This is a genomic window from Pseudobacteriovorax antillogorgiicola (assembly GCF_900177345.1).
Lineage (GTDB): Bacteria > Bdellovibrionota_B > Oligoflexia > Oligoflexales > Oligoflexaceae > Pseudobacteriovorax > Pseudobacteriovorax antillogorgiicola.
On the sequence record NZ_FWZT01000006.1, the window covers coordinates 69,811 to 92,301 of the forward strand.

16 protein-coding genes are annotated in these 22,491 nt (G+C 45.7%); 6 read left to right on the forward strand and 10 right to left on the reverse strand.

Translation table 11 applies throughout. From position 1 onward, the window contains the following. Positions 1 to 64 precede the first annotated feature (64 nt). From B9N89_RS09675 to ahpC, 3 genes are all read right to left on the reverse strand, one after another. The gene (locus B9N89_RS09675) at positions 65 to 2,044 is read right to left on the reverse strand and encodes a 7TM diverse intracellular signaling domain-containing protein (RefSeq protein ID WP_159455273.1); all 1,980 of its coding nucleotides are present in this window, start codon (positions 2,042 to 2,044) and stop codon (positions 65 to 67) included. Positions 2,045 to 2,244: 200 nt separating this feature from the next. After that, the gene (gene ahpF, locus B9N89_RS09680; RefSeq protein ID WP_132318004.1) at positions 2,245 to 3,789 is read right to left on the reverse strand and encodes an alkyl hydroperoxide reductase subunit F; all 1,545 of its coding nucleotides are present in this window, start codon (positions 3,787 to 3,789) and stop codon (positions 2,245 to 2,247) included. A 133-nt stretch (positions 3,790 to 3,922) separates the two neighbouring features. Then, positions 3,923 to 4,489 carry an alkyl hydroperoxide reductase subunit C gene (gene ahpC, locus B9N89_RS09685; RefSeq protein ID WP_132318002.1) on the reverse strand — a complete coding sequence of 189 codons (567 nt, stop codon included), beginning with the start codon at positions 4,487 to 4,489 and terminating at the stop codon, positions 3,923 to 3,925. A gap of 327 nt (positions 4,490 to 4,816) precedes the next feature. On the opposite strand from ahpC, the gene B9N89_RS09690 reads away from it, so the two are divergent. Next, the gene (locus B9N89_RS09690; RefSeq protein WP_132318000.1) at positions 4,817 to 5,236 is read left to right on the forward strand and encodes a hypothetical protein; all 420 of its coding nucleotides are present in this window, start codon (positions 4,817 to 4,819) and stop codon (positions 5,234 to 5,236) included. A 163-nt stretch (positions 5,237 to 5,399) separates the two neighbouring features. Further along, positions 5,400 to 6,071: a substrate-binding periplasmic protein gene (locus B9N89_RS09695; RefSeq protein WP_234996088.1), complete on the forward strand. Its 672-nt coding sequence runs from the start codon at positions 5,400 to 5,402 to the stop codon at positions 6,069 to 6,071. 76 nt (positions 6,072 to 6,147) lie between these two features. Here the strand turns inward: B9N89_RS09695 and B9N89_RS09700 are convergent, their stop codons facing one another. Continuing rightward, complete coding sequence (locus B9N89_RS09700; protein WP_132317996.1) at positions 6,148 to 8,529, reverse strand: ATP-binding protein; 2,382 nt, start codon at positions 8,527 to 8,529, stop codon at positions 6,148 to 6,150. A 314-nt stretch (positions 8,530 to 8,843) separates the two neighbouring features. Between B9N89_RS09700 and B9N89_RS09705 the strand changes: the two genes are divergently transcribed. Together B9N89_RS09705 and B9N89_RS09710 are read left to right on the forward strand one after the other, a co-directional pair. Next, the gene (locus tag B9N89_RS09705; protein ID WP_159455274.1) at positions 8,844 to 9,779 is read left to right on the forward strand and encodes a trypsin-like serine protease; all 936 of its coding nucleotides are present in this window, start codon (positions 8,844 to 8,846) and stop codon (positions 9,777 to 9,779) included. Positions 9,780 to 9,961: 182 nt separating this feature from the next. Further along, entirely contained in the window at positions 9,962 to 10,909 is a 948-nt protein-coding gene (locus B9N89_RS09710) for a hypothetical protein (RefSeq protein ID WP_132317992.1), read from the forward strand. A gap of 61 nt (positions 10,910 to 10,970) precedes the next feature. Here the strand turns inward: B9N89_RS09710 and B9N89_RS09715 are convergent, their stop codons facing one another. Further along, positions 10,971 to 12,098: a bifunctional 3-deoxy-7-phosphoheptulonate synthase/chorismate mutase gene (locus tag B9N89_RS09715; protein ID WP_132317990.1), complete on the reverse strand. Its 1,128-nt coding sequence runs from the start codon at positions 12,096 to 12,098 to the stop codon at positions 10,971 to 10,973. Between the two features lie 366 nt (positions 12,099 to 12,464). Between B9N89_RS09715 and B9N89_RS09720 the strand changes: the two genes are divergently transcribed. Further along, positions 12,465 to 13,430 carry a calcium/sodium antiporter gene (locus B9N89_RS09720; protein WP_132317988.1) on the forward strand — a complete coding sequence of 322 codons (966 nt, stop codon included), beginning with the start codon at positions 12,465 to 12,467 and terminating at the stop codon, positions 13,428 to 13,430. A 38-nt stretch (positions 13,431 to 13,468) separates the two neighbouring features. Here the strand turns inward: B9N89_RS09720 and B9N89_RS09725 are convergent, their stop codons facing one another. From B9N89_RS09725 to B9N89_RS09740, 4 genes are all read right to left on the reverse strand, one after another. Beyond that, positions 13,469 to 14,518, reverse strand: coding sequence for a hypothetical protein (locus B9N89_RS09725; RefSeq protein WP_132317986.1), 1,050 nt, complete (start codon positions 14,516 to 14,518; stop codon positions 13,469 to 13,471). A 2-nt stretch (positions 14,519 to 14,520) separates the two neighbouring features. Next, positions 14,521 to 15,396, reverse strand: a complete 876-nt coding sequence (locus B9N89_RS09730; protein ID WP_132317984.1) for a TIGR02147 family protein — start codon at positions 15,394 to 15,396, stop codon at positions 14,521 to 14,523. A 714-nt stretch (positions 15,397 to 16,110) separates the two neighbouring features. Next, complete coding sequence (locus B9N89_RS09735; protein WP_132317983.1) at positions 16,111 to 16,662, reverse strand: cytochrome c; 552 nt, start codon at positions 16,660 to 16,662, stop codon at positions 16,111 to 16,113. A gap of 102 nt (positions 16,663 to 16,764) precedes the next feature. Beyond that, complete coding sequence (locus B9N89_RS09740; protein WP_132317981.1) at positions 16,765 to 18,615, reverse strand: hypothetical protein; 1,851 nt, start codon at positions 18,613 to 18,615, stop codon at positions 16,765 to 16,767. 329 nt (positions 18,616 to 18,944) lie between these two features. Between B9N89_RS09740 and B9N89_RS09745 the strand changes: the two genes are divergently transcribed. Further along, a complete protein-coding gene (locus tag B9N89_RS09745) occupies positions 18,945 to 20,813 on the forward strand; it encodes a hypothetical protein (protein ID WP_132317979.1) in 1,869 nt (622 codons plus the stop codon). Positions 20,814 to 20,910: 97 nt separating this feature from the next. On the opposite strand, the gene B9N89_RS09750 is transcribed toward B9N89_RS09745, so the two are convergent. Continuing rightward, on the reverse strand, positions 20,911 to 22,464 hold the full coding sequence (locus tag B9N89_RS09750) for an AbgT family transporter (RefSeq protein WP_132317977.1): 1,554 nt from the start codon (positions 22,462 to 22,464) through the stop codon (positions 20,911 to 20,913). Between the last annotated feature and the right edge of the window lie 27 nt (positions 22,465 to 22,491).

A 22,491-nucleotide genomic window follows, 5' to 3' on the forward strand; every position in this document is an offset into this window, starting at 1 on the left:
CATCCCCTTGCATAGTTTCTTCAGTGTATTGGCCATAGATTGGCGGCTTGGCGAATGCCTTAACCTAACTTGCGATGGGCAATTCTACAACAAATGTTGTTTGGGGAGACGGTTCTTCTAAAAAAATGCGTCCATTCATGGCGGCCACAATGCCCAGGGCTGAACTTAGGCCGAGGCCGACGCCTTCACCAATCTTTTTGGTTGTAAAAAATGGCTGGAAAATATTCTCTCTGATGTCTTCCGGTATTCCTGGACCACTGTCAATAACCTTTACCCAGGCCCTAGAGTCTGACTCTCCGACTAAGACTTCTAGCCTAGGCGCTGGACTCAGGAGCGATGCTTCAATCCCGTTTAATAGAAGGCCGTGAATCACCTGCATCAACTCAGATGGCTTGCCCTTTACCTGCGCTGTGGTGTGATCAATGAATCTCAACTCGATTTCCTGATCCAGGAGCCTGGACTCGATGAGTACGATGCTATCGCGAACTACGTCACTGAGAACAAATATTTCTTGATGAAGTTCCTTGATACCCGAGAATTGTTGCAACCCAGCCGTAAGCTTGGCAATTCTTTGGCACTGGGCTTCGATCTTCAGGATTCGATCATCGACCACTGGGTCTACGTTCATGGTTAAGCGTTTGACCTGGCGAATAGAAGCAGAAATGATTGCCAAAGGGTTGTTAATTTCGTGGGCAATTCCCCCAGACAACTTGCCAAGGGCAGCAAGCTTGGTAGATTGAACCACTTCAGCCTGCTTCTCAAGAATCTTGGCATTCGCGCCTTCTAGCTCTTTGGTTCGAATCTTCACAAGCTTTTCCAGATTCTCTCGCGACAGAGCCGCAGCTTCAAGCAGTGCCCGAGCATGAGACCTTTGCTTTTGATAAATTGCGATGGAAAATAGGATAGGCTCCATGGCAACCGCTAAAAACATCCAATTAAACTGCACATTTTCTTGCATACCAAACTTCATTTTGGTGACTTCAAAAACCAAGGAAAAGAAAAGAAAACTCCATGCGAGTATAAAGTAAAGCGCATATCGTCTCTTCTCTTTGAAATAGATGAAAACGGATGTGGAAAAAATAAACAAACATGTTGCCCCACCCAAATAGTCACTGAATGAGATCACCGACGCAAGCGGAGCTACGGCTAGCACTAAGAAGCAGCCCGCGAATAAGGTGCTTTGGAGTTGCTTCAACTTCAAAAGCTTGTGGCTGATACGGTGCCATTCAAGGAATTTAGAAGAGAATTCAAGCATGATAATAAACGCGATACACTTGGTCGTATGCAACACAACGCCCCAGGGAGCATCCACAATGTTTGAGAACAAGTGCTGCCAGCCGTTGTAGATCAGAATGGTAATAAGAGTACAAATGAGTGAGGCTGGATAGTAGAGGAAAACGTCTTCACGGGTACTTAGAAATGTGAGAAAGGAATAGAGCGATAGAGCTAGAACCAAACCGGAAAATAGGACTTTCATGGCTAAGTCATGAAACAAACTTTTTCCTGCTTGTAAGTCACTTCTTAAGTAGAATTCCAAGTCGATGACAGTGGTTGACTGCATGGAGATCAATAGCACGATAGGGTTTTGGGACACATTTAATTGGTAAAGGGGAATCGGCAGATAGTCTAGCGGCTCAACCACGCCCAATACACCATCTCGAACTGTATATACCGAAACACGATCCATCTGGCGTTTTTTAAAATCGAAAAACCAGCTGGTACGATCGGCTTCAAGATTTTGAAGCGGTACGGCCAGCCAGACCGTTTCTTCGAGATATCCCAGGCGGCTATGGTCTGGGATGGAGTTCATCCGACCCGCCTGAAACTCTTGAAACACCTGAGTTGGACTCAAATCTTGTTTTGTCTTCAGAAAGCGAGCGAGCTTCGCCCCCTGACTCTTATCGAATTGTAAGACTGAAATCGACTCATGGAGATTTTTGATGGAAATGTAATCGTCTTCAACTAGGGTATCCTGGCCGTTGGATGTCTTGGTCCAAACCATAAAGAAAAGAGATAATGCCAGTGAAATGATGCATTGATGCATTCTTGCTGAAACCCTTGTCGCCCGAGCTATTTGTTTTATGTATCCGTAGTAAGTTATCGGAATTTGGGCCGTGAGGGTTATAGCAGTCTTGTGAGAAGGTGGCGAGGCGAAAGGCCTGACGGCCTTTCGCATAAAGGAGTGCCCTGTTCGATCCGAGGCGCGAGTCATCAGCTAATGAAATTTCGCGCCACAGATCATACTTATGCCTTCATTCGATCTTCGAAGGCGCTTAGCGCAGCTTTAGCACCTTCTCCCATCGAAATGATAATTTGCTTGTATGGAGTCGTCGTCACATCCCCAGCGGCATAGACACCTGGAACATTCGTCCGTCCCTTGCCATCGACAATGATCTCTCCGAATTGGTTGGTTTCCATTTGATCTAGGCCGATCTTGCTATTGGGGATCAAGCCGATTTGAACAAAAACACCGTCCAACTTTTCTTCTTTCATTGCACCTGACTCGCGATCCTCGTAACTTAATCCTGTTACGTTCTTACCATCGCCTAGCACTTGGTCGGTACGAGCCGAGGTATGCACGGTAACATTAGATAGGGAGTGGAGCTTTTTAACTAAGACATCGTCTGCCTTGAGTTGGTCCATGAATTCGAACAAAACCACCTCGGAGCAAATACCTGCTAAGTCTATTGCAGCCTCAACTCCTGAATTGCCGCCACCGATGACGGCAACCTTTTTGTTTTTGTAATAAGGCCCATCACAGTGAGGACAGTAAGCAACCCCGCGGCCTAGGTAGTCTTTCTCTCCTGGAATATTAAGCTCTCGCCACTTTGCGCCTGTTGCAACGATGATCGAATCAGCTCGAAGCGTCTCGCGGCTCGACAGCTGCAACATTCGACCATTTTCGATGTCAATTTGCTCCACACGACGATGTTCTAGGATTTCAATTGGGTACTCGCGCATGTGTTTTTCTAAACTAGCAGCCAGTTGAGGCCCCTCGGTGTAAACCACAGAAACCATGTTTTCGATACCCTTGGTTTCCTGCACCTGACCGCCCATCTTATCTGCGATGACTACAGTTTTTAGGCCTTTTCTAGCACTATAGATTGCAGCAGAGGCACCCGCTGGACCACCACCGATCACCGCAACATCATAGTGACCTAAATCTTGGGCTGGAACGCTTTCCTTATCAGAGCCGAACTTAGTCTCCAGCTTCTCAACTAACTGGCCTAAGGTTCCCTTGCCAGAGTGAATCAATTCTCCATCGATAATGACTGCTGGCACACCACCTAGGTTTAACTTTTTCACTTCATCCGGGTAGAGCCCCCCGTCTACCATCTCGTGCTCGATTCCTGAGTTGAAGAGACTCATAACATTAAGCGCTTGAACGATATCGGGACAGTTCTCGCAAGATAGTGAGACATAAGTGGTGACCTTAATTGGACCATTGATGGCTGCGATGCGGTTCTGGACTCCCTGGTCGGGAAGCCGGCCTTTGCCCGCAGCGTTGAGTATTGCTAGGATGAGCGAGGTAAACTCATGACCTCCTGGAACACCGCGAAAGCGAATCCCCGTGGGCTCGTCGTTGCGGAGAATATCGAACTGAATACCCTCCACGGCATCGTCCAGACGCTTCAATTCAATCTCATTGCTGACGCTACTGATCTGGTCCAGCATGGTTTCGATCTCGCCTTGCTTTTCGTGGTCGCTTTTGTAAAGGGCGAAGGAAATGCTAGCGCCAAGATCTTGGAAGTGGGTTTTCAACTGTTCGAGTATATTGCTATCTAACATAATAATCTCCTTTAAGACTAAAGGCCCTTCTGCCTTGTCAGAATAAATCCTTGGCCTGGATAAACCATCGCGAAGAACCTAATCTCACCGAGCACCAGTTGGGGGGGAAAGAGAGGCCAAGGCCTCTCGTTCATTAAATCTTACCGACTAGGTCTAGACCTGGTTTTAGAGTGTCCGCACCTGGCTTCCAGTTTGCAGGACAAACTTCGCCGTCGTTGTTAGCTACGAAGATTGCTGCCTGAACCTTACGGACAAGCTCTTCAGCGTTACGACCAACAGCATTGTCTTGAATTTCTGAGATTTTGACTTTGCCTTCAGGGTCAACAACGAAGCTGCCGCGATATGCAAGGCCTTCTTCTTCGATATACACGCCGAAGAAGCGGCTTAGCGCGCCAGTTGGGTCAGCCAACATCGGGAACTTGATCTTCTTGATGGTGTCAGAAGCATCGTGCCATGCTTTGTGCGTGAAATGAGTGTCCGTACTTACAGAGTAGACTTCTACACCAAGGTCTTTCAATTCAGCATACTTGTCTGCCAAGTCACCTAATTCAGTCGGGCAAACAAATGTGAAGTCAGCCGGGTAAAAGAAGAATACAGACCACTGACCTTCTAAGTCTTTACGGGTAACAGTCTTGAACTCATCATTGTGGTAGGCTTGTACAGAAAAATCTGGTAGTTCTTTGTTGATAACGCTAGACATAAGTAAGTCTCCTTATTGAGTCTTTGTAAACCGGGCATCCAACCGCCCGCCGTTAAGACAATCATCGGGGAATTCTTTTAATAAGTATAATATATATAAAAAATACTCCTATAGCCTTTTCCTATCCTTATAAGTCATTGAAATTACGGCTAGACTAGCCAGTCCACGGACCAAGCGCTGCCATACCTACGGTAGGAACTCACGAAAACGAGTAATATTACCGATGATATAGATAAGGTTGGTGCCACGGCCAGGATGCTTGAATGACAAGCAGAAATGCTTCATCCTAGCGGTGACTTCATTCAGTGATGCTTAGGAGGATTCCCTATGAAAGATCGAACATTTCTAATACAGGCCCTCAGGCAAACCGCGATTCGCCTCCGGTCGGAGGATACCAAGTATCAATGGGGCCATATGGGCCAGTGTAACGCTGGGCATCTGGTTCAGTCGCTGACAGGCCTATCCGATCGAGAGATCGTTGCGGCTGTCGACAATGAGATGAACGAATGGACCGAACATGCGAGGACCTTTTGTCAAAACACTGGTTCCTGTGTAGACGACTTGTTCTATGAGATCGAGCAGCATGGCTTAGATCATCAGGCCATCATTCATCTAGAAAACTTGAGTGACACTAAAATATTAAAGAACTTAGCCGGTGGATTCCGCTACCTAGAGCGGAATCGTCGAGATGATGTGATTGCATATATGGAAAGTATGGCAGATCTTATGGAGAAAGATGTTGCATAGCCTTGCAACGGGTTATGGTAATACGAGTTTCAGCCATGGAGTTTATTAGCCGCTCAGAAAAGCAGCCGTGCTATAAATAGAACTGAAGCAATCGATTCGACGATCGACAGCCTTGCTGCCAAACTCAGGATTTTCAATGAAAATGTTCATTCTCTCTTTGTTCATGCTTTTATTTCCAAATGTCGTCTACTCGCAAGCCTGTTCAAAAAGCAAAACATTGCAAATTGGGGTGGATCCATGGCCACCTTTTTCATATTCCTCTAGTTCCAAGCTGAAGGGAGTATCTGTCGATATTATCCGTGCTGCATTCAGTAAAGTTGGTATAAAAACTGACTTTCATCTTCTGCCTTGGAAGAGGATCGTGCGGAATATCCAACTGGGTGAGCTTGATGTTCTTGCCAATCTCTATTACGTCGAAGATATTGCAAAATGGGTGAAGTATAGCCTGCCATATCTCAAGAGTGATGTAAAACTTGCAAGCTTGAAAAACTTCAAACGTCGTATCAGATCAATTAGTTCCATCCAAGGCGAGTCGGTTGCCTATGGTCAGGGCTATTCTTTTGGCAAAAGCTTTGATCATGCGTCTCACTTCAAGAAAGTCGAAGTGCCTGTCACTGAAAACGGTTTGAAGATGATGATCCTAGGGCGGGTTGATTTGGTGATCGATAGCGAAGAAGTTTTGAGTTTTCTGATCGATCACAACACTGAATATAGTAGCAAGATAAAAATCCTGTCGGATAGCCTATTGGTAAACGAGATGAGCATTGGTGTTTCAAAAAAACACCGTGACCGTGAGAGGATCATCACCTGCTTCAATCAAGGTCTTACTGCTTAGCAGCGGCTCTTTGAACAAGATTCTCAATAAACAACGCAGTCAATGATGCCCGAAAATCATTTCACTAGCGAACCTTCTAGCCAGCACGTCGGTCTACCTTGGGCGCTGAGGTCTTTGGTATCTTTAGGCGGAAAGTGGTACCACTGCCGAGGCTAGTATTAAGCTGGATTTCACCACCGATTTCCTTGATGGCGACTTGAACTGCACTCATCCCATAGCCTCGCCCCGAGATGTCAGTCACGACTTGAGCTGTGGATAAGCTTGGCTTGAAAATAAGTGAGTATATTTCGCTTTCGGAATAATCCTTGTCAGCGTCGATTAACCCCCTTGCAATGCCTGCTTTCCGTAATTTTTCAGGATCGATTCCGGAGCCGTCGTCTTGAAGAACTAACTCAAGCATGGAGTCATGGTCGTGGCAGGTGATGGCTATGGTACCGACCTCCTCTTTACCCAAGCTGAGCCTTGATTCGGGAGCTTCGATTCCATGGTCGATGCTGTTTCGAATCAAGTGGTTCAAAATATCAGAGAGCGGTGATATCAGAGAGCGAGGGATGGTACTATCATGGACATCGACTTCATAGTCGATTTTCTTGTTGCAGCGTTGAGCAAGTTCTTCAACGGTCGCTCGAAATTCGTGCAACTGCTCTCCTAAAGGAACTTCGTGTAGGCGATCGAGGAGCTGGCCAAGTACCTGATGATCGGCTCCTTCATCGACAGCCTCCCGCAATCGTTCGAGGCTTTTGCCATAGATCTGGTGGTAAGACTCCATGTGGTCTCCCATACGATCCTGTAGGTGGTGGTGACGTTGCCCATAGACCCAAGTTTTAATGTCTTGCCAGCGCTCTGACCCAATATCCGCCCTCTGGAGATCATCAACTTCCAGATCGCTGGGGTGATCGTCGTAACGGTACAAGAGGCTTAGATAATGCCTTAAGTGCATAATGTTTTTAGTAAATTGTGTCGCGGCGATCTTATCCTTGCCTTGCTCGCAATCCATGATCTGTCGCTCGACCGAAGTGAATAGAAAGGCTGCGATCACATTGGAGCGACCGAAGTAGGAAGAAATGATATTGCTGTAAACCATCAAACCATCGATGCCTTCCATCCAAACATCAAAGAGCTTATCCAATACTACCTCTTCTGAGTAGTGGGAGGCATGGTTTTTAAGGTCGATTAAGTCTTGCTCAATGAGGTGGACCATCTTGGAGATACTGCGAAACCCAAGCTGCCGGGAGTTACCTTTGATCGTATGGAGTTCCCGAAGCAGCAAAGACCAGGTCTCCTCTTTCAACGGAGCGTGAAGGACGGCCTGCTCCATGGTATTGAGTTTCTCGCTACAGGACGTCAGATAGCTAAAGGTTTTCTCAAGACCAACCTGGACAATAGCCTCCAGGGCGGTTGTCGTTTGAAAGTTCGCTTTTTGCTCGGCCCTTAGGCGTTCTTCGGCAGCGACAAGTTCGGTGATATCTTCCACAACGAACATGATCCGCTGCAGTTCGTCTGTGTTGTCGTAGATAGGATTGCAATTGATCTTAAGTTTAAGATCTTGATATTCTACATCTTTTGGGAGGTAGTCCTCACTAGCCATCCATTGGATATCATCGCTCCCAAAAACCGACGTAAATACAGTTTCGAGGCGAGCGTACATCTCTGAGTTTCTATCGATATCTTTAAAGAGAATTTCGAATATGGTCTTATCTTCAATATCGCAGCCAAAAATCTTTTTGGAGTATTTGGAAACCGGTGGACGAATCTTCAGTTCTTCATCGATTACAAAAACCGATTGCTTCATATTATCCAACAGGTTGGCGATTGTTTGGTATTGATCCTGAATCTTGCCTTCGGCTTCTTTGATCTTCTTAAATGCCATTCTTTGAAGGATTTCGTAAATCGTGGTCACGGATGCGAGGGCAAAAATAGCAAAGGCATAGGTAACCCCGACAAACAGCTTAAACTCATCTCCTTGGAAGGAAAATTTGAACTGGTAAGGAAGATCGCCCCAGAGAATCTCTGCTGACGTGACCGCCAGTGAGATTGCAGATGTAAACAACGCAATCGCCCACCCCCCACGACGACCATTCAGGAGGAAAGTGGTGATTGTTACAAAAAAGAACCAGGCATAGAGTGGTGAGTACGACCCACCAGTGAAAAGTAGGTTCGCTCCCAATACGGCTGCGCCCCCGAAATTACCCATGAATGCGGCCCAAAACGATGAACGTTTGGCCTTCATCATGGTGAGGCCAATCAAACAGCAAGGTAATCCCAAAACTCCACATACAAACGCTGACATAGGGTTATCTAAAAATCCGTAGATGCCTATGTAGCTGATCCAGCACATGCTATAAACAATAAGAAAGCCTAGAATGATTTGGGATTGGAGGCGACGATGATCGTCTTTTATGCTCTCGTCATCGACATTGAAGAATTTAAAAAGTGAGTTAAGCAAATTGAGGGCCATGTGTTTCTCGCATAAATGATCTAGGAGCACTAGTCAGTTCGGAGGCTTAGGTGTTGACATTAAGGTGTTCTTTGCTACATTTTGACTGCTACAAAAAATATGTATAATTTCTGTGAGTTATACCAATTGATTCCAATTGTGGTTCGGCATCTATGGGCTCTTTCACAGGTTTTTGAGCCTTCAAAAATAATGAAGTACACCGAAACCTTGCCTTGTTGAAAGAATCTATAGCTAAGCTTCACAACTGCGGAGCCTTGAAAGTCTTCCGTTGCACTGCTATAGGCATGGATCAACCTATAAGGAGAAATATTCAAGTGAAATACCCTACCTTTCTTACGTTCTGGCTGACGCTATCGTGCTCTCAACTACCCCATGAAAGCGAACTCCAGATTGTGTCGTCCCCTGAACATGTCGTGCGCACTTGGACTCCTGTCTCGCGGGCAAGTCTTGCCATGGTTGAGCGTGCCGAGATTAATGCCATCCCTTATTGTTCAGCCGTGCTTATTGCACCCGAGATTGCTCTTACCGCGGCCCACTGCGTTGAGGAGGAAAGCTACTCGCCGGGAACTCAGGTCACCCTCAGTTTTGGTAAAGGCTTGCTCGACGAACCTGTTTTTTGGGAAGGTAGGTTTACCAGGCATGAAGCGTTCAATGCACCCTACGTTGAACCCCTTGACTTTGATATCGCCTATATCGAGATTGATGGAAACCATCCCCAGGCGGAGCCCATTGATATTGCCGATCATGAAGATCTAGAGGAGGCTCTTCAGAACTGTAGCGTTCGTGAAGAGTCACAGCTAGCATATCGTTGCCCACAAAAAGGTCCTTCTAACATTCTGATAGCTGGCTTTGGAGATACTTGGTCTCCCGAGGACAAGACTATTGTCAGCAATAGCGATGGTCAACTTCGCCAAGCTTTCACTAGGATCGATCGTATTGAAAGTATGGAAAACTTGCTTCAACAAGGAAAGATTTTTTATCAAAGCCCAGTGTCTGCCGATCCGTCGGTAGAGATTCTAAACACTGCTTGCCGCGGTGATTCAGGTGGACCTATGTTAATCAATACTCTAGAGGGCTGGAAGTTAATCGGGATTACTAGGGGCAGCAACTATGTTTCTAGTGATCAGCAGTGCCTGGACGGAGCGGGGAACTACACAAACGTAGTCTTTTGGAACAATTTTACTATCTCCGAGGATGGGGTCCGGTTCTACGAAGATGGTTGGATTCCTGATAATGTCCGGGGCCTGTAGTTGAGATTAGTTTAAAATATCAATATATATAGATACTTAAATATCGAAATAATCACCATGAACACATTTAGTTAGTCGTTGTGATCACCTCTTTGGAAGTGGTCGCGTGTTTTTGATTGATAGGTAATCACTCTGTTTTTATAAGGAGGGTTTGCACAAATTTTGGGACATAAGGAGATCGAATGGTAAACAAGGTTTTTAGCCTACTCGTGCTTGGCGCTGTTGCCAATCATGCCAACGCTAGCGAACTAGAGTTTAGTTGCCGAACGCCGGAGAGCTTCACACCTGGCTATATGCATGTTGATGTCAACATTGAGGGAACAATTAAACTTAACGCAAAAAATAACTACACACTCAGCTACGAAACCCTTGTCGATCTAAAAATGGTGGGAGATACATCATCCGAGTCTTGGGCTAGGTTTGATGGAGCTGAGACGGCGGTTCAAAACTACAGTTCCTATAAGCCACGGAAATACATAGATCACATGAAGTTTAACCTTGATGATAAGCTTGGCTCCAGCGGTCGATCTTGGGGTGACTTCGACTTCATCGTTCCTCATTTCAGCGATGCTTCTGATCTAGGTCAAGAGTTCAAAGCTTATCTTATCATGTCAGGTGTTGATGATCACTTTGGAACAACTGCACCACTTCTTTGCAAACAGACTAAAGAAACTCCAATAAAAAATGACGACGTTTGTTCTGAGCTGTTTGAGGATAGCTGGGATTTTATGGCCAACAAGTCTTGGTATAAATACGTTTCAGCCCTGCCTGAAGTTATGATCGTAAAGGATGCAGATAAAGCTGCAGAACTAATCAAGTGGGGTTGGTTGCGCGACGACGCTTCAGTTACAACCTTGGCTGGCCTATCTGATGACCGCAAAGCCAGAATCAAAACAACGCTAAACACCTACAACGAATTCGACGATAGCTTAAGCTTTGAAGAAAACTTCTCACGTTTGATCAGTTGGGATGGAGTTTTAAACACCATCAAATTTGTAAATACCAAAAATGGCAATATTTACGAATATCTCTATCATTATCCAGGTGACAATGAGTATGGAAAAATATTCAATCATCTTACAGGAGAGGTGGCTGCTTCAGTCAATGACGGTGGCTGCTACCTAGATTAGGACTCCAGAACGAGGAGAGGCTTTGGCCTACTCTCCTCGTTCTTGTGGAAGAATGACTACCCTAAAGCCACGGACTTACCGCTAGCATGAGCGCTTCAAAACGATCAAACTTAAGTGATTGAGGGCCATCGCTCAAGGCTTCTTCGGGCTTCGGATGAATTTCGATCATGATCCCATGTGCACCTACCGCAAACGATGCTCTTGATAGGTCCAAGATATATTGCCATTTGCCAGCAGCATGTGAGGGATCCACAATAACTGGCAGGTGAGATCGCTCCTTGACAACGGGCACTGCTGAAATATCAAGGGTATTGCGCGTACTTTGATCGAAACTTCGAATGCCTCGCTCGCAAAGAATAACATCCCGATTACCGTGGGCCATCACGTATTCAGCAGATGAAAGCCATTCGTCAATGGTTGCCATCAAACCTCGTTTTAGCACCACCGGCTTGCCCGCCTTACCCAAAGCTCGTAGGAGATCGAAATTCTGCATGTTCCTAGCACCAACCTGAAGCAAGTCGCTGTGCTTGGCGACGACTTCAACCTGATCGATGGCCATAACCTCGGTAACCACTGGCAGGCCGTATTCCTTGCCTGCATTCTCTAGCAATTTTAGGCCTTCGACCCCCATCCCCTGGAAACTATAGGGAGAACTTCGGGGTTTAAAGCAGCCTCCTCTTAGAATGTGGGCGCCCTGTTGCTTAGCCTGGGCAGCACATTCCATGATTTGCCCCTCAGACTCAACCGCGCAAGGACCAGCAATAACAGTTCTATGATCGCCGCCAATGACCACCTCGTTAACACTAACAAGGCTATCTTCAATGTGGTTTAGACGACTAGCTAGCTTATACGACTTTTTTTCTAATGCTTCTGAGAGACTTGGAGGGAGGGTCTGGGGAGATGGGGCGTGGCCTCTGGCCTTTTTTTGCAGCTTCACTGACTCTTGCATGATGGTTTTGAAAAGGCGAACAATGGGTGATGGATCCACATTTTCTTGCTCAGCCAGGGCTTGTATGCCTTGGAGAATCTGGGCTTCCCGCCCATGGTCCCTCGCTGGCCAGTCTAGGCCTTGCTTGGCATGAAGAATGGACTGAATCGACTGGAAACGGGCAATCAATTGCTTCGTGAGATCATGATCAATGTGATCGAGCTGCTGGCGAATAGCTGAAATCTGATGCGAGCTGGACATGACTTTCCTTTCTCGCCCTATTCGCTAGGCTCAATCCAACAAAAAAGCCCTAGCGATCTGCTAGGGCTTTGATTTTATCGAAAAAACGACTCTTCCCTAGCTATCTGAAGTAGCTAAAATAGAAAAAGCCTACAAAATAAAAGGAGCCAAATGCACTTAGAGTGCTCTGGATATAAGTTTTAAAATTGGCTAACTGCACCACTTTCGGCTCCTTTGTTGACATCGCCAATGCTATCTCAAGTAAAAATCAAATAGCAAGTCAAAAAAAGATTTTTTTTATTCTGATCTGCGAAAGTATAATTGTGTATGAAGCAACAGAGGCTTAGATTATCAATGCTTATCACTTCGTAGAATCTCGGAGCACCTATGCTTACTCTTGTTATCGCTCTTCTGCTTGGTCTGGTCGTATTAATTTTCAGCGCCGATAAATTTGTTTTAGGAGCAGCAAATGTAGCGAGACATTATAAAATGTCGCCACTGCTCATTGGGATGCTCATCATTGGCTTCGGCACCTCGGCCCCGGAAATCCTCATCTCTTTTATGTCTGCCCTCGATGGTAAGCCGGCCTTAGCATTGGGCAATGCCTATGGCTCTAATATTGCCAATATAGCTTTGATATTGGGAGTCACTGCCTTGATATCTCCCATTGCGGTTCACTCCTCGATTGTTCGAAAAGAGATTCCGATACTCCTTGGCATCACAGCCTTATCCATCGCATTGATAATAGATTTTAAATTAAGCCGAGTAGACGGCATTATTCTTCTGGCAGCTTTCATCGTGTTGATGATTTGGACGGTCAAAACAAGTAAGTCTAGCCCCCAGGATGAGCTTGGGCAGGAGGTGAATCAAGACTTGGGCGATTCTCCCCTCCCCCTCGGTAAAGCGCTTCTGTTTCTCTTGGGCGGGCTTATCTTTCTTCTGATAAGCTCCCGGATGATGGTCTATGGCGCTGTTGGAATTGCCCAAATCTGGGGGCTTGATGAGCTGGTTATCGGGCTAACAGTTGTGGCGATTGGAACGTCCCTTCCAGAGTTAGCATCGTCTGTGACCGCTGCGTTAAAAGGGGAACCTGATTTAGCTCTTGGGAATGTCCTTGGTTCAAACTTATTTAATACCCTGGCCGTTGTTGGAATATCCGCAAGTATTGCCGAGATCGATATTAGTACCGTCGTACTCTATCGAGATGTGTCAGTCATGGTTGGGTTAAGCCTCGCTCTTTTTGTTTTTGCATTCGGTTTTCGAGGGCAAGGCAGAATCAATAGGATTGAAGGGACTCTATTTTTGTCGTGCTTTGTTGCTTACACAGCATACCTTGTAATGGTTTCTGTTTAAGCTTAATCCCGCTGAAAGGCGGGACTAAGCTCTCCATACTAGAAACTACATTGATCTGATTTAGTGAAAGCTTCAGGAATCACTAGCTTGTCTTTGCTAAGGATTCCAAGACCCTTGATGACTTCCCATTGTGCCTGAGCTTCAGCATTGTTAATAGCCTTCTCTTCATCGAAAATATTACCAGAGTAGCACCAACTACCAGCCGGATTTGCCTCATTAAATGAACCGTTGCAATTTTCATCGTAAGACACATAAACACTTTGGCTGCGATCACCTGGAACTAACACCCCGGTTACATATTCAATACCCTCGATCGGAGAGTCCGTCGTGAAGCCTTCCACTGATTGAAGAAGGGTTTGCGTACTTGAAAGCTCGCGGACAACGACAGCCTCAATGTGCTGATCTGTTTCTTCAAGCTCCCCATCTGCATTTTGAAACTGCTCTGCAACTGTATCCGCGAGGACAAAATCAAGGGACTCCAGTTCAAACTGAACGGTATACTTAATATCTACAACTTCAAAAATTTGATCATACAAGGTGATATTGGATGCTGAAATCATAATATCATCTGCCTTTTCGTTCCAGGCTATTCGGGTTATGAATTTATCGCCTTCGCAAACAACGGCTTCGTACTTACCTTCTCCCAAATCACTCACTTTAAGTTTCTGCTTCTTATCAACACCTTGCCCTTGAAAGGTACCAAAGTCAGTGATCTGATAAGTCTCAAGTAGTTGGTCAATACTTTGGGCAATCTCTTGAATATCCCGGATCTGTGACTCGATACGATTCTTATCGTTAACATTCTTATCATTTTCTTTGTCGCGATCACCACGATCCTTATTCCTTTTACCACCGTTACGCTGTAAAGCGAGAACGTCTTCAAGAAAGCCATCCAATAAGTTACCAAACGACAAGGATAGTGTCGGTGGTGTTGGTACGAGAGGCTTTGCTGGAGTTTCACCACCACCGCCGCCTGTGCCGCCTTGTGATCCTGACTGCATGGGGTTCCCTACTCGGGTTCCGCAGCCCCAAGATGCGCAGAGGATCAGCCCCCCGAGCCCCCAGGTTAAACTTTTAAGCAAGCTCATACTCAGTCCTTTTCAGCCTTGGTGAATGGAAAAACTTGAACATTGATTTGAAAAACATCGGTATGTTCATTCATCTCCGATTCAATATTCAGGACTTCGTCCAAGAATTGACTCATTTTCTGATTGATGAGGGGAACGGCTTCAACTGGTATACTTACAGTAACAGCATTAATGGTGCGTACAGATTCGTGAATTCTTGTGATCGAGTCCTTACCCATTTCGATCATTTTTTGGTGATACTGGGTGATGGCCAAAGAGTCCACCACATCTCCAGTTTCAATAACGTCTCCTGCTCTTATATAGCGCTCAAGTTCAGCATCGAACTTGATAACTCCAAGGTCTTCAAGGAGCTGCAAGCTTTTCTTGATCTCATCCAGACGCAAAGGAAAGCGCAAGGCTTGCTGAATTCCCTCAGGACTTGTATCGAGATCTTCCAGATCCATCATTTCGCGAATGATCGGGTGATACCACTCTCCAAAGTACTGAATCTGCTTTTCATTCAGAGCTTGTGGATCGCTTTCTTTCTTGAGTTTAATCAGGTGATTGAATGTTTCTTCCCGCTTTTTGGGGACGCGTTCATTATTGAAGTCTACTAGCAGTAGCAAGTAGCGTCTCTCCAGTCCTTTGATCCCTATGGCCTTACATATCGTAGAAGCGGCAACTTTCGTTAGGATTCTGTGACCGGTTATAACTAAGCGTATAGTATTATTGGTTTTCGAGAAGCCAAGGAGTTCAGAAAAGTCCTTATGGGTGACTCCTGGTACATCCTTCTTCAGGGATTTAAACAATAAATTGAGGTACTCTCGATAGGATAGAAAGTTAAGAACTGAGACCCTGTCGACCACCGCCTGCATATTTCGTCGATACTGATTTGCCATGTTAAGTCACTCACTCTAAAGTCTGAACTCGTAAATACATATCGGCAAAATTATATCTGAACTCAAGGAGTCACCCCTTTGTTCATTGATAACAGCCAATTGAAACCTTTCCTTTCAATATCATTTTAACTTGCTTGCACTCCTAATGGGAGTTGGCATCCCAGCAAAGTGCATCTCGCTTAAGATCCCTTATAAATACCGGTACATACAAAAATACATGAGTGCACTTATAGCTTATATAATTTAATTAATATGACATATATTAACGTAATATCAATGGTATACATATCTATCTAAAGTGCAGAAACATATGAGCCGAATAGTATATTATCAAAGGCGATGGTGCTAAAGAAACCAACAGCACCCTAACTAGAGATCAGTTATCTATCCCTGGTGGATGGTTCGAGCGCAAGTCAAGGGGCTCTTGTGAGTGTTCCTTGGGATAAGAGCCCCTTGCATTCCGCGACAGCCCCTACCAGTTTCTTTGACCCCTTGTCTTCTTGGTCAAACCCCGACTTTGAAGATTTTATGTTTAAATGTCTCATCGAACGACCCTCATTGTTTTAGACCCCTTTCCTGAGGGCAGCTGGTACCAGCTGCCCTTCCTCTTTTTTATCTTTACGACATAGGAGACGAGCGCTACCGAAGCGATAGCGCTACGCAGGATGGAAGTCGATTTTGAAGTGGAATACTTGATGAATGAACAGTGATCTACTAATCGGGGTTTTGGTAAGTCTTAAGGGCAGCAACGATATTGTAAATCTCTTCAACGTTAGGCCAAGTACCAACACGTTGGTGAATTTCATATTCAATGACACCCGCGATACGCAAAGGATCAGGAGATCTTAAGGTGGAATTTTCGATAGGTTGGTGGCAAGTTTGGCAATGGGTGCTGTAGTAAGCAACTCCATCGGTGGCAGAACCACGGCTTTCATCAACTGCCTCTGATAGATTTAGAACCGCGACCAAGCGTTCAGCTTCTGAGCCTTGTGGCCAGGGTTTCACACCTATGTGGAAAACTAGCGCTCCAGCGTTAGCGATATCATCCAGCTGCTTGCCGGTGAGTTCTGATTCCTCCAGCGCTTCATGGCAGCTTTGACACTGAGATTGGTAAAGGGCCAATCCAGATCCTGGCTGGGCGATGTTTGGGCTATCACTCTCGCTCGCATCTAGGCTCACCTGGCTCCGCGGTTTCTGCGGCAAGGGGTCCCGGTAGCAAGCGGGTAAGAGCATGGTCAAAAGGAGTCCCGAAACAACAGCCTTCATGGCAATACTTCTCCGTCGATTAGCTAGTTAAGTGGGAGTAACCTTGGAAAGCAAGGTTACTCCGGTGTGAGACACGACATGCGAAACCAATGTTCCCTAACTTTAGGGAACAACATCACTTGTACAAATATCCATCTGTGTGGCATTGGCTACCATACACTCGGCAGTCACCAAGTGATCACCTAAAATCGGTGGCGCTGCGCTCACGGCGCTTCTAAATACATTGGTAGCACTGGTTGCGAGGAAGTTAAACTCTTCCCTAGAGATTTCACCGGCAGGTTGATACAGACTGACCCAAGCAGATTTGAACGGCTCTGAAGCGAGCACTGTATTGAAAGTGATTTCATCAACTCCCAACTCAGCAATCACTTCGCTGCGTTTGAGCTTACGATTATAGAACTGGTAAAAAGTGGTCACAGGGTCGGGGTCACTAGGGTTCATACCGAGTGTGGTCAGCGCTGTTTGGTACTTCAAATTATCAGCGTCGATCTGGCTTTGCAGTTGCTGATCACTAGCGTAGATATTAAAGATCTTTTCTTTCTCAGCATCAGAGAAGTCTTGTGAGATACCAGCAAATCCACGAATCTCATCACTCTTAAATATCAACCCTTGATGATGGCAAGACATACAGGCCACTCCATTGACAACGCTTTGGATAAACTGTGCTGGGCCGTTGGCCTGCTGAGCAATACTCACCGACGATTTGTCGATATTTGCTCCATTAGCTTGAGCAAGATAGAACCCCAAAAGACCGTTTGGTAACTGGAAGATCACTTCACCAGCGTCATGATCGAAGGCTTTGTTATTAAAGCCACTGCCCACAGGACCAATCGGGAAGTTGAACACATTTTGATTGGCAACATCGTTGGATGCAAAATCGTAGCTGATCCAGTAAGGAAGATTGGTTAAACCCGATGCGTGACGCTCAATCACGCGATTTTGAATCGTCACTCCAGAATTTTTAAAACCGGCGCGGAGTATTTGGTCGTTTAAGATATTTTGTTGGCGACTGACCCCCAACTGCGTTTCTAAACCTTGCAATGTGTTAGGCAGATTAAGCAATTGCTGATACAGGATGGGAAGTGTGGCCGTCGCGACAAACCAGTCTGCACGAATCACGTAGTTTTCTGTTTCCGCCTCATTCACTAGAAATTGATGATCATCACTGAGTCTTTGTAAGATAGGATCGTTGCCAAAAGGCAGATATGCTCTTGCAAAGGGGTAGAAGTCTCGAATCACGTCATCGAAGGTGTTGGGGTCAATAGCTAGATCCTGTAGATTGACCCGATAAATGAGTCCATCGGCACCCACTGGCACTGGAATCACCAACGCAGCAGCTCGCGATAATGAGTTGATTGTTTTGGCTAGAGCTTGGCCCATAACAGATCGAACCTGTTCGTCCATTCCGGTATTGTTAGGCACCTGCATGGAGAAGTAGCGGGTCGTTGGTCTTTGGGCTGTGGGAACCAGCTGCATATCACTTCGAATTTCACGAATGTGATCAGCGTCACTGAGAAACTTAAAGCCACTCACTGCGATCTGGTCGATCCACGCGACAAGAATGTCTCGGTCACTTAAATCCAGGGCACCTGAAGGAGGCATGTTGCCAATCGGCGCTAGTTTTCGAATAAGTGGCGAGGCTTCGCCATTGCCTGGAATGATTCGGCCGCTTTCTATCATGGCCTCTACGTTGAGAACGCCGCCGAATCCACCTTCCGCTGTTTCTGGGTTGTGACAGGATGAACAACTCGCCTCAAGAATCGCGAGCGATTGATCCTTAAGGCTGCCAGCAACAACATCATCGCTGGTGTTTTGCCCTCCTCCACCGTTGCCACTGCTTCCTGTGTCGTTGCTAGCCACCTCTGTTGATCGTCGATCATCGGGCTGCTGTGCTTGTTCGCAGCCCAACAGCCCGATGCCTATAAACATTATAATATACTGAAATCGTTTCATAATTGGTCCCCTAAACTGGCCTATGTTCTCCCGGTTTCAAGTACTCATCGACACATTTGAATCTGCACTTGAGTTAATTATTTAATAATTTGTTTTAATTAGATATTTCTGGTCTATAAGTAATTTTTGACTTCTATATATGCACTTATAGTAGAAGTGCAGTTTATGGGCATCTAAGCAATTTGAATGGTATTTTTGCACTGTATAATCAGTTAGATAAAAATATTTCTAAAGTGCAGTTTTAAGTCTGTCGAATAGGCTCTTATCGAAAACAAACACGGCTCGATACTTCATCAGCGAATGCCATGTTAAAAGCCGAGGGGACGGTAATGAAAACTACACTTAATGTGATTGTCATCAAGATGGGGATTCAAATGTTGATCCTCATGAGTTTGGTCTTGAATTTCTCATGTACCAAGCCAGCACCAGTACCAACAAGGAGTGGCAGCAATGTAATTAGCTCTCAAAACAGCAACGGCGTTGGTGGCGGCGGTAGCGGCGGCTCCAATAGCGGACTAAGATTCGAAGCACTAGCAATTTTAGAGGATAACTGTGCTTCTTGTCATAACCTAGAGAGAGCCGATGGTGGCTTTGGAACCATCCTAGATGTCGATGCGATGATCGCAAGCGGTCGCTACATCATTCCAGGTAACGGTGAAGGCTCTTTGATTGTGACGCGGCTAGCTCCACAGGGAAATATGCCTCCAAGTGGAGAAATTGCAGCCGACGATCGGCAGTTGCTGATTGATTGGATCAACCAAATCAATGTGGATGAAGTTGAGCCTCTCTCAGACTCAGATCACCTCAAGCTTATTCGGCGAGATTTAGAGGTCAACGTAGCGACATCTGATCGACCGACAACCCGTTATTTTTCACTCCAAGTGGCTAACAACTCTGGTATGAATAGTGACGCAAAAAATGAGATGAAACTTGCTTTAGCCAAGACAATCAACTCCCTATCGCGATCGTCTATCCTAGTTCAGCCTGAACCCATAGATCCTGACGGCTTGATCTTTCGGGTTGATTTACGTGACCTAGCTATGGATGTAAGTCGCTATGAAAACGTGATGAATAACTTTTATCCCTTCTCAGTGGCCTTCCAACAGTTAGGCAATGATCCTGATTTAGCGCGACTAGAAGATGATGATCGCTTCCTTCGTGATGAGATGGAAAGTGCAAATTATGTGGTGCGCCTCGATTGGTTTAACGCAACCTCAACGCTGCCGATTCTGTATAAAGAGCTTCTCAATCTACCGAATACCCAGCAAGAACTGGAAGCTCAACTTGGCGTCAACCTTCTTCAGAACATCAATAACGATCAGGTGATTCGCTCTGGTTTCAGAAATTCTGGGGTTTCTAGTCAAAACCGTATCATCGAACGGCACGTTTCAGCAAACACCAACCTCCCCTTCTGGATCAGCTACGATTTCGCTGACAATAACGAAGGCGAACAGAATATTTTCAACTTCCCGCTGGGACCTGTAGGCAGTGGCTTTGAAGAGAAAACATTTGATCATGATGGTGGAGAGATCATATTCCAGCTGCCAAACGGCTTGTTCGGTTACTACCTATCCGTTGCAAATGGTGCGAGTATCGATAAAGGCCCGACCAATATTGTTCGCCAACCAGACGGCCCATTGCAATTCTTCCAATCGATTACCAACGGCTTGTCTTGCATGAGTTGCCACGGAAACGGACTACTGTTTAAAAAGGATGACATTCGTGACTTTGTTGCCATATCTCAGGATTTCACAGATATTGAAAAGGAAAAAGTATTCAACCTCTATGCTACCGAAGACGAGTTACGATCTGAAATGGACCGTGATAACCAGGCATACTTTAGAGCCTTACAAACACTTGGAATTCAACCAGCTGAAGCTGATCCGATCAATGCATCATTCCGCTACTACAATAACAATCTGTTCCGAAGCACGGTCATGGCGGAGCTAGGAGTTGATGAGAATACTATGCTCACCATACTCAATACCGAGCCATTCAAGTCTGCATGGGTGAGTATCCTGCAAAATTCAGGATCGATTACGCGGCAGGAATTCAATGCCCTTGCTGGTCGGGCTTTGGATGTTTTCAAAAATGGTGTTAGCTATACACCACCAGTATTAGGAGATCACCTCGCGACTCCTGACTGTATCACAGCTGACCCTCTTTTGATGGATGTGTGTACTTCGCCCATTGAATAAATACTTTACAAGGCACAAACCTTGATTCAAGTTCTCATACCAAGTTCCTTTATAGGAGTGACCACCAGTCACTCCTTTTTCGACGACGACTCCACCACTAAAAACCAAATGGAATGCCAAAGCTGAAGAAGGCCACTAGGAGTGCTGTCCAAGCAACTAGGAAGCTAATCGAGTAAGGCACCATCATAACCATCATATCGCCTAATGTGAGTTCAGGCTTATACTTTCGCATAAACGCCAGAATAACCCCTGCATAGGACATCATCGGTGTAATGATGTTGGTAGATGAGTCAGCGACACGATAGGCAGCAGTGACTAAGTCTGGAGTCATCTGCGAGTTTACTTGATAAAGCATGGGAATAAAAATAGGCCCAAGGAGCATCCACTTTGAAGTCAATCCACCAACAAAAATGTTGATGACCGATGTGATAAGTACGAAGCCAATCACCAACAAGACCGGGAACTCTTGCAAGCCTAAGGCCCCAAGGAAGCTCGCACCAAGATAGGTTATATAAGTTCCTAATCCAGAGTAACCTAGGATACCTAAAAAGTTGTAACAGAAAAATGTCAGAACTAAGATGTAGCCCATGGTGTTCATCTGATTGACCATGGCTAAGACGACATCCATCAAGTTCTTAAATTTTTTGGTAGCGAATCCAAAAAAAGCACCTACGATCGTAAATACCAAAGCAATAAGTAAGATAACGTTGTTTAAGTATGGCGTCACGGTGCGCCCGGAACTATCAACATATGGTGCAAGTGGCCCTAGCGCCAGGGCTAATACAATGGCTAAAGCCACAAGCAAGCCAACGAGCGAAGCCTTAAGGCCTTTTTTTTCAGCGTCACTCACTTTGAAGTCAGAAAAGTCGATTTGCTCGGGCAGAATGAAAGAACTATGAGATAGCTTTGGTTCGACAAATTTTTTCGTTACCCAAGCACCTAACGCTACCAGCAAGAAGGTTGATGCAACGATGAAGTAGTAGTGCATTGTAGGTGGAGAAAGCGCTTCACCGGCGGCATTTGTGAATGGAACTGACTGAGCGTCTGCAAAAATCTTCGCATTGACCCCCAAAATAACATCGACTGGCGTTGCCGGAATTAAGTTTGCACTAAACCCAGCGGACACTCCCGCAAATGCTGCGGCCATACCAATCAAAGGGTTTTTTCCAAGGCCCGCATAGAGCATCCCGGCAAGGGGAATAAGAACAAGGTAGCCAGCATCCGTCGCGATAGAACTCATAATTCCGAGGAAAATAAGCGCTGGAGCCAGAAAACGATCGTGAATTTTGGTGCCGAGCTTTTTTATCAACGCTGTGAGTAGACCCGAACTTTCTGATACGCCAACCCCTAGCATGACTATCAAAATGACACCCATCACGCCGTTTCCGAATCCTAACCAGTTTTTGAGTAGAGCATTGTCGAAAAACCACCGAACGTGTTCGGCTTCTGTCATGTCTTTAATAGTGTGTTTTATAGCAGTGCCATCAGCGCTCACAGTTTCGAAACTAAGGCCCCCAATAAAAGCGGTTAGCAGAAAGGCTAAGACGAGAAACCAGATAAATATAATAATGGGATCTGGAATTTTCTTAGCGATTAGTTCGATGAACGCCTTCGCCCCTTCTGGAGAATGCTCTTTACTGGTGTTGGTCATCTTTACCTTCCACAGCTGTTTATAGTT

Excerpts from the sequence above, each read along its gene's own strand:
- B9N89_RS09720 (WP_132317988.1), top strand. The coding sequence starts at position 12,465 with ATGCTTACTCTTGTTATCGCTCTTCTGCTTGGTCTGGTCGTATTAATT.
- B9N89_RS09710 (WP_132317992.1), top strand. The coding sequence starts at position 9,962 with ATGGTAAACAAGGTTTTTAGCCTACTCGTGCTTGGCGCTGTTGCCAAT.
- B9N89_RS09735 (WP_132317983.1), bottom strand. The coding sequence starts at position 16,662 with ATGAAGGCTGTTGTTTCGGGACTCCTTTTGACCATGCTCTTACCCGCT.
- B9N89_RS09690 (WP_132318000.1), top strand. The coding sequence starts at position 4,817 with ATGAAAGATCGAACATTTCTAATACAGGCCCTCAGGCAAACCGCGATT.
- B9N89_RS09730 (WP_132317984.1), bottom strand. The coding sequence starts at position 15,396 with ATGGCAAATCAGTATCGACGAAATATGCAGGCGGTGGTCGACAGGGTC.
- B9N89_RS09740 (WP_132317981.1), bottom strand. The coding sequence starts at position 18,615 with ATGAAACGATTTCAGTATATTATAATGTTTATAGGCATCGGGCTGTTG.
- ahpF (WP_132318004.1), bottom strand. The coding sequence starts at position 3,789 with ATGTTAGATAGCAATATACTCGAACAGTTGAAAACCCACTTCCAAGAT.
- B9N89_RS09695 (WP_234996088.1), top strand. The coding sequence starts at position 5,400 with ATGCTTTTATTTCCAAATGTCGTCTACTCGCAAGCCTGTTCAAAAAGC.
- B9N89_RS09675 (WP_159455273.1), bottom strand. The coding sequence starts at position 2,044 with ATGCATCAATGCATCATTTCACTGGCATTATCTCTTTTCTTTATGGTT.
- B9N89_RS09700 (WP_132317996.1), bottom strand. The coding sequence starts at position 8,529 with ATGGCCCTCAATTTGCTTAACTCACTTTTTAAATTCTTCAATGTCGAT.
- B9N89_RS09725 (WP_132317986.1), bottom strand. The coding sequence starts at position 14,518 with ATGAGCTTGCTTAAAAGTTTAACCTGGGGGCTCGGGGGGCTGATCCTC.
- B9N89_RS09750 (WP_132317977.1), bottom strand. The coding sequence starts at position 22,464 with ATGACCAACACCAGTAAAGAGCATTCTCCAGAAGGGGCGAAGGCGTTC.
- ahpC (WP_132318002.1), bottom strand. The coding sequence starts at position 4,489 with ATGTCTAGCGTTATCAACAAAGAACTACCAGATTTTTCTGTACAAGCC.
- B9N89_RS09715 (WP_132317990.1), bottom strand. The coding sequence starts at position 12,098 with ATGTCCAGCTCGCATCAGATTTCAGCTATTCGCCAGCAGCTCGATCAC.
- B9N89_RS09745 (WP_132317979.1), top strand. The coding sequence starts at position 18,945 with ATGAAAACTACACTTAATGTGATTGTCATCAAGATGGGGATTCAAATG.